Genomic DNA, 10,391 nt, shown 5'->3' with positions numbered 1-10,391 from the left:
CGGCAGATGTTTGATCGCGGTCGGTGAGCGCTCCCACGACGGCCGTTACCGCCGCCTCCGCCACGCGCCGCGCCATGTCGTGCAGCGTCGCGCGGATCTCATCAGCGGCCGGCAGAGGCGGCAACGCGGCGCAGCGGGCCTTGAGCCGGCGCACGCAGTCAGCGGCTTCACGCAGGCGCGCCTCGGGCACACGGCCATCGCCACAGGCGGCGAGGACAGCGTTGTAGGCGTCCAGCGGCGAGCGCTTGTAGTCAATCAGCACCTGGTCATGGCCCGCCGCCAGGGCCATCCACGCCGCCTGCGCCGAGTCGATCGTCAGCCGCAGCCCCTCCATGCCCATCGAGTCGGTGATGATCGGGCCGGGGAAGCCCAGGTCGTGCCGCAGCATGCCGATGAGCGTCGGGCTGACCGTGGCGCAGTGGGCCGGGTCAATGTCGGGCACCAGCAGATGCCCGGTCATGATGCTTTCCAGCCCCGCCCGGCGGGCGTGGCGGTACGGCTCCCATTCGACGCTCTCGATCCGCTCCCGCGTCAGATTGACCGTGGGCAGCGAGATGTGGCTGTCCACGGCGACGTCGCCGTGGCCGGGCCAGTGCTTCGCGCACGGCTCGATCCCCGAGGCCCGCAGGCCCCGCGTGACCGCCGCGCCCAGCCGGCAGACGAGGTCGCGGTCCTCGCCGCACGAGCGGACATTGATGATCGGGTTGTCGGGGTTGGTGTTGATGTCCAGCACGGGGCTCCAGGTCAGGTCGAGACCCAGCCGCCGCCCCTCCAGGCCAATGGCGTGGCCCCAGTCATAGGCCAGTTGCTCGTCATCCGCCGCGCCCAGAGCCATCAGCGGCGGGACCTCGGTGCCGTCGGCGGCGAAGCGGCTGCCGGTCTCCAGGTCGCACTGCAGCGTCAGCGGCCCGGGGGCCATGGCGCGCAGCTCCCGGCAGCGGGCAATGATGTCCGCCCCGCCGACCTGGGAGTTGAGCACGGCGCCGGAGGCGATCAGCTCGTTCTCCTCGTCACGGTATTGCAGCGTGCCGCGCACGACGACCACCTCGGCCACCAGCGCGCGCAGTTCCTCGTGAGTCATGTGGGTTCGCTCCATCGTGGAAGTGTCACGACGGAATTCGCCGTCAGGAGCGGCGGGACCTGTTCGGCGGGACGGGTGTGTCGCCCCTTCGGGGCTTGTGCCGGAGGGGATAGGGAGGGCGCGCCTGCCCGGGGGCTCACGCCCGTGGCTACATACGCCGGGCCCTTCGGGCCGCACGACCCCGGCGCCCCCTCTCCTCCTCTTGTCGGCGTGAGCCCGCGAAGCGGGCGGCACACCAGAAGGAAATGCGTACCCCAACACGCAACCTCCATCCCATGGACAGACACACACAACACTCGTGGGCGCTCGGGCTGATGGCCTGCTGCCTGTGCAGCGCACTGGCCGTCACCCGGTCTCCCGCGCAGGAGGTGGCGAAGGTGGAGGCACTGAGCATTCGCTGGTGGGGGCAGGCTTGCTTCACGATTGGCGACGGCACGACGACCGCCCTGACCGACCCGTTCCCCGCCGACTTTGGCTACCACACCCCCAGCCTCGAGCCGCAGGTGGTGCTGGTGAGCCATGAGCATCACGACCACAACGCCGTCGAGACGGTGCAGGGGAAGCCCGTGGTGCTGCGCGGCGTCGGTCCGCACGAGGCCGCCGGGATCCGCTTTCTGGGCGTAGCCGCCTATCACGACGCCGAACACGGGGCCAAGCGCGGGCCGGACACGATCTTCGTGTGGCAGATGGCGGGGCTCAAGCTCGTGCACCTGGGCGACCTCGGGCACCCGCTGACGGACGAGGAGATCGCGGCCATCGGCCCGCCGGTGGACGTGCTGATGATTCCGGTCGGCGGCTACTACACCATTGACGCCGCGCAGGCTGTGCAGGTCGCCGAGCAGCTCCAGGCGCGCGTCATCCTGCCGATGCACGTCCGCACCGCCGCCATGTCGCGGCTGCCCATCGCGCCGGTGGACGACTTCCTGAAGGCCCTCCCGGAGGGCTGGGAGGTGCAGCGCCCGACGACGGCGACGCTCACGCTCAGCCGGGCGAACCTGCCGGCTACGGGCCGCCGGGTGATTGCCCTGCCGTACGAGTAGGCCGGCCGACGCCCCGCCCTGGCCCTGGTGTACGCCCCTGACGTCCGCCCCGCCGTCGTCAGGCCGGGCCCCACTCGGACGCCCCGTGTCCCCCCGGGCTTGACAGGACACGCAGCACAGTGCTACGTTACTTGCATTCGTGCTACGTATCGCGCTGGCCGCACCGTGCGTCGCCAGGAGCTACCGCCATGCACATCCCCGACGGCTACCTCGGACCCGCCACCTATGTGACCTCCTATGCGGTCGTGGCGCCCTTGTGGGCGGTGGCGTCGCGGCGGCTCAGCCAGTCCCTCAAGTCCCGCCAGGTGCCGCTGCTGGCCATGGGCGCGGCCTTCTCGTTTGTCATCATGATGTTCAATGTGCCGATCCCCGGCGGCACGACCGGCCACGCAGTGGGCGCCGTCCTCGTGGCGGTGCTGCTGGGTCCGTGGGCGGCCTGTGTGGCGGTGACGACGGCCCTGGTCGTGCAGGCGCTGATGTTCGGCGACGGCGGCATCACCGCCCTCGGGGCCAACTGCCTGACCATGGCCGTCATCATGCCCTTCGTGGGGTTCGGTGTGTACCGCCTGATCGCCGGGCACAGTCCGGTGGGCTCGCGGCGGCACTGGCTCGGGGCAGCCGTCGGCGGCTATGTGGGGCTGAATGTGGCGGCGCTGGCCACGGCGGTCCTGTTCGGCCTCCAGCCGCTCCTGGCCCATGACGCGGCCGGCCACGCCCTGTATGCGCCCTACCCCCTGCAGGTCGCCCTCCCGGTCATGGCGGTGGAGCATCTCGTCGTCTTCGGGTGGGTCGAGGCGATCGTGACAGGACTGGTGGTCGCGTACCTGCAACGCCACGCGTCGGAGCTGATCCCGGCCCGGACGACGGCGCCCGGGGAGGACGTGGCATGAAGACCAACCGCAAGCTGTGGATCGGTCTGGCCATCCTGGCGGTGCTGACGCCGCTGGGGCTGCTGCTGCCGACCTGGCTCGGGGCCGGGAGCGCCTGGGGCGAATGGGGCGCGGAGGAGATCGGGAAGCTGGTCGGCTATGTGCCGCAGCAGCTTGAGCGTCTGGGCGGCCTGTGGCATGCCCCGCTGCCCGACTACTCGCGGCCGGGCGAGCCCCCGGCGGGCTTGCTCGGGCAGAGCCTTTGGTATATCGTGTGCGCGGTCGTGGGGATGGCAGTGGTGGTGGGGCTGTCATTGCTCCTGGGAAGGTTGCTGGCCCGACACGAGCAGAGCACTACCGACATGGATGAGTGAAGCCTGCCGGGCCGCGGAGCCAGCCGCGGTCGGCCACGCGCGCGCCCGTGCCACGGGGGGCCGGGCCGTGCAGCGGGGGCTGGCGGCCATCGGGTTGGCCCTGGCGGCGCAGTTGGCTCCGACGCAGGCCGACGGCTGGCTCGCGGGCTTTGACGCCCGCGCCAAGCTCATCGGCGTGGGGCTGCTGATCGTGGCGGTGTCGCTGCTGCACACGCTGCCCACAGTGGCCGCTGCGGCCGGGCTGGCGGTCGCGCTGGCGCTGGCGGCCGGGCTGCGGGGACGCAGGCTGACCCCCCTGTGGCTGGGCGTGCCCCTCTTCACACTGGCCCTGGCGCTCCCCTCCTGTCTGAACCTCATCACCCCCGGCCCCGCCCTGTGGGTCCTGTGGGGGCACACCCCCCGCGAGATCGCCGTCACCGCCCCCGGGCTCGTCGTCGCCGCCCGTTTCTTCCTGCGGACCCTCGCCTGCGTCGCCCTCGCCCTGACGCTCACCGGGACCAGCGCCTCGGCGGCACTGATCGTCGGCCTGCGGCGGCTGGGCCTGCCGCGCGTCTTCGGCACGGTCCTGACGATGATGCAGCGCTACCTGGTATTGGTGCTGCGCCAGGCCGAGGAGCTGCACCTGGCGCGTCTGAGCCGCGGCTATGGCGGGGAGACCGTGCGCCAGGGCCAGCACTGGGCGGCGGCGGGGATGGGCATCACGCTGCTCTCCAGCCTCCGCCTGGCCGAGGCGGTGCATGATGCCATGACCGCGCGGGGCTACGACGGTGACATCCAGACACTGCGCCCTCCGCGCTGGCGGAAGCGGGAACGGGCACTGGTCGTGGTCGGCCTGGTGGTGGCGGCGGCGTTGGTCGCCTGGGACGGGTGGCTGCGATGAACGGTGAGACCCTCTTTGCGCTGCGGGATGTCAGCTTCGCCTACCGCGGCGGCGGGCCGGTGCTGCGCGAGGTGAGCCTGAGCATCGCCGCCGGGGAGAGCGTGGCGCTGCTGGGGGCGAACGCCAGCGGTAAGTCCACGTTGCTGCACCTGCTCGACGGCCTGCAGTTCCCGACCGCCGGCACGATCCAGGCTTTCGGCGAGCCGCTCACGGAAGCCGCGCTGGCCCGGCCCGACTGGAGCCGCGCCTTCCGGCGGCGCGTGGGGATGATGTTCCAGCACTCCGAGGTGCAGCTCTTCTGCGCCACGGTCGAGGAGGAACTGGCCTTCGCGCCGCTGCAACTACGCCTGGAGCCGGCGGACGTGCGGCGCCGGGTCGAGGACACGTTGGAGTTGCTGGAGATTGCGCACCTGCGCGACCGCTCCCCGCAGGCGCTCAGCGGCGGCGAGCAGAAACGGGTGGCACTGGGCGGCCTGCTGACGGCCGGCCCGCAGGTGCTGCTGCTCGACGAGCCGACCTCCGGCCTGGACCCGCGCAGCCAGCAGTGGCTGCTGGAGCTGCTCACGCAGCTTCGGGCGACGGGTCTGACGGCTGTGACGGCGACGCACGACCTCGAACTGGCCGCCGAGCTGTCCGATCGGGCGGTGGTGCTGTCCGAGGACCACCGCCTCGTGGCCGAGGGGCCCGTGAGCGAGACCATCGCCAACCTGGACCTGCTGCTGGAGGTCAACCTCATCCACGCACACGCCCATGCCCACGGCTCCGTGCGGCACGTGCACCCGCACCTGCACGGGCTGTGGCATGAGCATCAGCACTGAACGGGCCAGCCCCGCCGAGGGAGGCAGTCGTTGAGTTCGCCCGACCAACCGGCCCCGAGCGTCCCCGCGCGCAACCTGCTCGGCCTCGCCTGGCGTCAGCTCCGGGAGATGCGCACCGTCTTCCCGTTGCTGGTGCTGATCGCCGCCGGGGCGCTGCTGAGCGTGGCCGTGCCGCAGGGCGCCGGCTACGACGAGTACGCGGACCGCTACGGACGCTTCGCGGCCAACCTCATCGGCTGGCTCAGCCTCGATCATGTTCCCACAGCCTGGTGGTTCCTGCTGCTGTTGGGCGTCCTGCTGCTCAGCCTGATCGCCTGCTCGGGCCGCCTGTGGCGTGAGGGCGCGCTACGCTGGCGAGTGCCCGACCCGGCCGCCGCGGCCCGCTGCGCCGCCGGTGCTGACGCGCTCAGCGGGGCTGCTCCCGTGGCCCTACCGGCCGCCCTGACGAGGCTGCGCGCCGCCGCCCGGCGTCACGGCTACCGCAGCGTCGAGTTGGGCTCCGTCGAGGGCCAGCACCTGCTGGTCCTACACCGTCACCGGTTGTCGGCCTGGGGGCAGACGCTGGCGCACTATGCCGTCTTCCTGGTGGCCGTGGGGGCGGCGCTGGGCGCCATGCACGGCCTGTCGCTCGACCAGACCGCCCAGATCGAGGAGGGGAAGTCCTACGCCGGCACGCACGGCGAACTGCCCTTCACCCTCCAGGTAGACCGCTTCACCATCATGCACGACCCGACCACGGGCAGCGTGGCGAACTACTGCAGCGAGGTACGCCTGTTCTCCGGTGGCGGCGAGGTGGCCCGGGGCACGATCTCGGTCAACCACCCGCTCAAGTACCGGGGCTATCTCCTCAGCCAGGTGAGTTGGGGCCTGGGCCATGCGCAAGTGCAGGTGACATGCGACGGCCAGACACAGGAGTTCGCCTTCCCGCTGGCGCGGCTGCAGGGCCAGGACGACGGCGGGGAGGGCAGCGTATGGGGGGTGCCACACGAGTCGAGCGCCGCGCTCCTGCCCGATGGGCGCACGGCGCTGGTGGCCGCCGCCTTCTTCGCCGATGCCCGGCGTGAGGGAGGGGAGGTGTTGGGCCTCAGCGGCGAAGTATTGGGGCGGCCGGCGCTCGGTCTGGCCTTGGTCAGCGGCCTGCCGGCGCACGGGCAGACGGCTCCCGCCCCCGGCGTCCCTCCGCATCAGGTCAAGGACCTCGGCTGGGTGCTGGAAGGGGAGACGCTGCCCCTCCCGGGCGGGCAGGTCCGGTTCACCGGCGTCACCATGGCCACCGGCCTGGGTGTGCGCAAGGACCCCGGCCTGCCCCTCGTGTGGGCGGGCTTCACCATCGGCATGGTCGGCCTGGTGATGATCTTCTACTTCCCGCTGCAACGCCGGGTGCTGGCGCTGGCGCCGCTGGATGCGGGGCATACGCGGCTGACGCTCGCGACTTACGGGCGCACCGGCGGTCTGGGTGAGGGCCAGGAGCGCCTGTGGACGGCCCTGCTGGTCGCAGTCGGCGGCACGCCTGACGCCGGAGAGGAGGCGGCACGTGACTGAGGGACGGCCGGGACTGTGGCGGCGCATGAGCGAGGCGCTGCCCCCGCTGGAGCAGATGGACCAGAGCATCTACCGCGCGGTGGCCTTCGGCTTCCCCCTGCTCACGCTGGTCATCATCACCGGCGCGGTGTGGGCGCAGTATGTGTGGCAGCGCTGGTGGAGCTGGGACCCGAAGGAGACCGCCTCGCTGGTGACGTGGCTGATCTACGCCGGCTATCTGCACGGGCGGCGGCAGCGCAACTGGACGGGACGGACCTCGGCCCGCATCGTGCTGCTGGGCTTCATCGCCGTGCTCTTCACCTTCGCCGGGGTCAACTTCCTGCGCAGTCTGCACTCCTACGGCGTGGCCCGGCCCAGCCCGACCGGGCGCCTGCTGGGCGGCTTCGCCGGCGTCTCCTCGGCCGAGGCCGTCATCACCGTGGCCTTCTTCCTGTGCACGCTCGCGGCGCTGCTGGTCACGCTGTCGGGGGCGATCGGCGGCCGGCGGCGGGCCTTGACGGCCGGCTTTGGGCTGGCGGTCGCCGGGCTGCTTGGCAACACCCTGGTCCTGGTCCTGCGCACCATCGCGGCCGGGCGCCTGACCTTCAGCAGCGGCTACGACTTCTCGCTGTGGTTCGTGTGGGGGATCATGCTCTGTGGGGTGGTGGCGGGCCTGCGCCGGCAGCGCCTGGCCCTGCTGGGCACGCTGCCCCTGGCGTTGCTGGTGTCCATGTACGGCTATCTGTACTTCCCGCACAAGGGGCACGACCCGCTGCCGCCGGCGCTGCAGAGCAAGCTGTGGCTGCATGTCCACGTGGCGCTGGCGATCTTCGCCTACGGCGCACTGGCCCTGGCGGCGGGGTGGAGCCTGTTGTATCTCGTCAAGCACGCGGCGACGCGGGGGGAGGAGGGCACGGCGGGGTAACGGCCACGTCGTTCTGCCCCTCCCTTCAGGGAGGGGTCGCGCCGGAGGCGCGGGGGTAGGAGGCCGTGAGAAACGGCAACGGCGTCCTACCCCCTGCCCCCTCCCTGAAGGGAGGGGGAACGGCAACGGCAACGGCAACGGCAACGGCAACGGCAACATCCCCCTTGGTGCCTACCGCCCTTGCGCTACTGTCACCCGCAGCGTCTGCCCGGCTTGCACCGTCACCGGCTCGGCGAACGTCAGGCGCAAGCCCTCGGCGGACGGCTCGAGCGCTACCGCGACCGGCTCGTCGTCCAGGCGCGCCTTCGCCTTCCCCCCGGCCTCCAGGGCCGTCTGGAGCGTCCGCAGCGTCAGGCTCCCTTGCGCTACCTGCACTGAGATCCGCGCCTTCTTGCCGGACACCTTCTGCCCATAACTGCCCCAGCCGCTGGCCACCGAGAAGAACGTGCGGAAGTCGTCGGCGCTGACCCGGGGGGCCATGCCGAGGCGCTGCTCGGGGGCGGAGTACGAGAAGCCCGACAGCGCGGTCAGCAGCGCATAGCTGGCCAGCGACCGCGCGTAGTGGTGGCCGCACTCGAACTCGTTCCACGGGTTGCGCTGCTGGCCGGTGTGGCGGTCGCGCACGCCCTTGACGATAGCCAGGCCCTCGGCGACGAAGCCCTCGTAGATCAGGTGGCTGGCGACCTGGTACTCGATCCCGCACCATACCTCATCGGCGAACCAGAAGGCATAGCCGGGACGCTCGCCGCGCGGCCACGAGCCGATCAGCAGCCCCGCCTCCTCATTGAGCGCGTACACCCGCAGGGAGCAGAAGTGGTCGGTCAGGTCCGGCCGCCAGTTGTACCGGAAGATGGCCTGCAGGGCCTGCCGCAGGTAGGCGGGGTTGTAGAGCTTGCCCAGGCCCAGCATCTCGGCATACCACTGGCCCAGGAGCTGGTCGGACAGGCAGCCCTTGCCGAACTGCCAGCGCGGCCAGTCGGGGACCTTGTCATCCAGGCCGTGGTTGATCGCCAACTGGCGCAGGTTGTCCGGCCACACCTCGTGCGCGTGCGGGTTGACGATCTGCTCGTAGTACTCGCCATTGAACAGCTCGCGGTCCGAGAAGGCGGCGCCGCGGGCGGCCAGGTCGCGGTACTCCGCCGCCCGATCCGCCTCGCCCAGATGGTCAGCCAGCCTCGCCGCCGCGGTCAGCGCCCCCAGGTACAGGCTGCCCATCATCGTGTTGGGGCCGTAGAACTCCATGTCATACGTGTTGTGCTGCATCCCCTCCATGACGCCGTCCTTGTCCGCGTCCCAGTACTTCCAGGCGAACTCGAGGGCCCGGACGCACTGCGGCCAGATCCGGCGGAGCCACTCGTCGTCGCCGCTGATGAGCCACTCCCGGTAGACCTGGATGACCGTGCCCATCTGCCCGTCGGCCGCGGGGTGGAAGCCCGTGCCGCCCTTGGTGCCCAGGGGCAGTGGCATGCGGAAGCACACGAAGCCGTCGTCCTGCATGGAGTTGGCCCAGTCGGCGTCGCGCACGGAGCGCTGCAGGGCGGGGAAGAGGTAGGGGAGAGCCTGGGCGTAGTTCCAGACATGGGTGCAGGAGCCCTCACAGCAGCCGCAGCCGTCGCTGCAGCCCTCGAAGCCGTAGAAGGTGCCATCGGTGAGGCGCAGGCAGGTGTTGGTGCGCAGGATCGAGAGCTGGCTGCTGATCGCGTCGAGGGCGACCGCCGGCAACGTGGACGCGAAGAGGGTGTCATGGAACTGCTGCGTCTCGGCCGCCAGGCGTTCGAGGTGTCTGGCGCCGTAGCGCGCCACGGCCCAGGCGTCGGCCCACTGGGTCGCGTACCAGTTTTTCCAGGTCACCGGTCGGCCGTCGTCGTCGGTCCGGTTCCAGTGCGGGTAGTTGGGGAAGTGCCAGGCCAGCAGGAAGGGCACGGTGACCGACGCGCCGGGGGAGAGTTCGCAGTCCACGCCGACGGTGCCCGTGCCGCTGCTGCCCTGGCGCACCGGCGGCCACTGCTCCTCCCATGCCACGGCCTCCCAGAACTTGAGGATGCGGGCATCGTGCCACGCGGGCCACACCCAGCTCCCCTCGGCCGGTGTCGCCAGGACCAGCGAGCCGCGCTGCGGGTCGTCCTCGCCCTCGCCGGCGTTGGCGAGCATGAGGCCCTGCAGGCCGGCGGCCTGCCGAGCGCGGTTGGTCCGCCCTTCGGCCGCGCCGAGGTCGTTGGTCAGGTTGCCCATGACCGACACCTGCAGGGGCTGCTTGGTGCGGTTGGTGATCTCATAGGTGAGCACAGCGAGGGGCAGGCTGGAGTCGGTGTCGTTGAGCGGGATGAAGGGGCTGAAGGCCGTGAGCTTCGCCTCGACGGGGAAGCTCTTATCGCGCAGGCGCACTTCGGCGGTGGGGAACTCGCCCCGGAACGACACCTCGCGGAAGTGCGGCAGGCCCTCAGCCGTGTCGTGGCCGGCCGAATGGCCGCCCCTGTTCTGCGAGCCGCTCCGGGGGCCTTGCAGCACCTTCACCTGCGGGGCCTGTCCGGGCGCCTGCACCCGCACCGAGAAGAACGTCTGGGGCAGCGTGCGCCCCTTGGCAGGGCGGTTGCGCAGCTCCCAGTCGCGCAGTTGCCCCCAGCCGCCGAGGCTCACCGAGCCGGTGCCGAGGCCGCCCAGCGGGAAGGCGATCTCGGCCAGATGCGGGCCGCGGTACGTCCGCGGCGGTCCCTGGCCGAACAGCTCGTCACGACTATAGGGCAAGCGGTTGCGCCGAGACATGGCTAGAGCCTCCCTGGAGCAAGCGAGTGCGGCCTAGTACCGGCTTGCGGAAGTTCGCGTTACACTAGGCGGTGGGTGTCGCGTTGTGTGCGACGGGCCCCACGACCGGGGGTGGGGGCC

The 10,391-nt window shown here is 71.2% G+C and carries 9 protein-coding genes; 7 read left to right on the top strand and 2 right to left on the bottom strand.

Going from position 1 to position 10,391, the window contains the following annotated elements:
• A partial coding sequence (locus tag LLH23_01945) for a hypothetical protein (GenBank protein ID MCE5237238.1) occupies positions 1–1,081 on the bottom strand: 1,081 nt, incomplete at its 3' end.
• Between the two features lie 275 nt (positions 1,082–1,356).
• Here LLH23_01945 and LLH23_01940 point away from each other — a divergent pair.
• The 7 genes from LLH23_01940 to ccsA all read left to right on the top strand — a co-directional run bounded on the left by LLH23_01940 (position 1,357) and on the right by ccsA (position 7,508).
• Positions 1,357–2,121, top strand: coding sequence for an MBL fold metallo-hydrolase (locus LLH23_01940; protein ID MCE5237237.1), 765 nt, complete (start codon positions 1,357–1,359; stop codon positions 2,119–2,121).
• Positions 2,122–2,309: 188 nt separating this feature from the next.
• Positions 2,310–3,011, top strand: coding sequence for a cobalt transporter CbiM (gene cbiM, locus LLH23_01935; GenBank protein MCE5237236.1), 702 nt, complete (start codon positions 2,310–2,312; stop codon positions 3,009–3,011).
• A complete protein-coding gene (locus tag LLH23_01930) occupies positions 3,008–3,364 on the top strand; it encodes a cobalamin biosynthesis protein (protein ID MCE5237235.1) in 357 nt (118 codons plus the stop codon). Before cbiM ends, LLH23_01930 begins: the two co-directional genes overlap by 4 nt.
• Positions 3,357–4,244, top strand: a complete 888-nt coding sequence (locus LLH23_01925) for an energy-coupling factor transporter transmembrane protein EcfT (protein ID MCE5237234.1) — start codon at positions 3,357–3,359, stop codon at positions 4,242–4,244. The genes LLH23_01930 and LLH23_01925 overlap by 8 nt, the downstream gene beginning before the upstream one ends.
• Entirely contained in the window at positions 4,241–5,062 is an 822-nt protein-coding gene (locus tag LLH23_01920) for an energy-coupling factor ABC transporter ATP-binding protein (GenBank protein MCE5237233.1), read from the top strand. Before LLH23_01925 ends, LLH23_01920 begins: the two co-directional genes overlap by 4 nt.
• 30 nt (positions 5,063–5,092) lie before the next feature.
• Positions 5,093–6,604, top strand: a complete 1,512-nt coding sequence (locus tag LLH23_01915; GenBank protein MCE5237232.1) for a cytochrome c biogenesis protein ResB — start codon at positions 5,093–5,095, stop codon at positions 6,602–6,604.
• Positions 6,597–7,508 (top strand): cytochrome c biogenesis protein CcsA, encoded by a 912-nt coding sequence (ccsA, locus tag LLH23_01910; protein MCE5237231.1) that lies wholly within the window; start codon positions 6,597–6,599, stop codon positions 7,506–7,508. Before LLH23_01915 ends, ccsA begins: the two co-directional genes overlap by 8 nt.
• Positions 7,509–7,679: 171 nt before the next feature.
• Here ccsA and LLH23_01905 read toward each other — a convergent pair whose 3' ends face one another.
• Positions 7,680–10,271 (bottom strand): non-lysosomal glucosylceramidase, encoded by a 2,592-nt coding sequence (locus tag LLH23_01905; protein MCE5237230.1) that lies wholly within the window; start codon positions 10,269–10,271, stop codon positions 7,680–7,682.
• Between the last annotated feature and the right edge of the window lie 120 nt (positions 10,272–10,391).

The sequence above is a fragment of the bacterium genome (assembly GCA_021372615.1).
Taxonomy (GTDB): domain Bacteria; phylum Armatimonadota; class Zipacnadia; order Zipacnadales; family UBA11051; genus JAJFUB01.
Note: the sequence above shows the minus strand (reverse complement) of the source record. Positions and strands in the feature narration are given on the sequence as shown.

Bases quoted from the DNA above. Each gene is read 5' to 3' on its own strand.
- cbiM (MCE5237236.1), top strand. From the start codon at position 2,310: ATGCACATCCCCGACGGCTACCTCGGACCCGCCACCTATGTGACCTCC.
- LLH23_01925 (MCE5237234.1), top strand. From the start codon at position 3,357: ATGAGTGAAGCCTGCCGGGCCGCGGAGCCAGCCGCGGTCGGCCACGCG.
- LLH23_01920 (MCE5237233.1), top strand. From the start codon at position 4,241: ATGAACGGTGAGACCCTCTTTGCGCTGCGGGATGTCAGCTTCGCCTAC.
- LLH23_01930 (MCE5237235.1), top strand. From the start codon at position 3,008: ATGAAGACCAACCGCAAGCTGTGGATCGGTCTGGCCATCCTGGCGGTG.
- LLH23_01905 (MCE5237230.1), bottom strand. From the start codon at position 10,271: ATGTCTCGGCGCAACCGCTTGCCCTATAGTCGTGACGAGCTGTTCGGC.
- LLH23_01940 (MCE5237237.1), top strand. From the start codon at position 1,357: ATGGACAGACACACACAACACTCGTGGGCGCTCGGGCTGATGGCCTGC.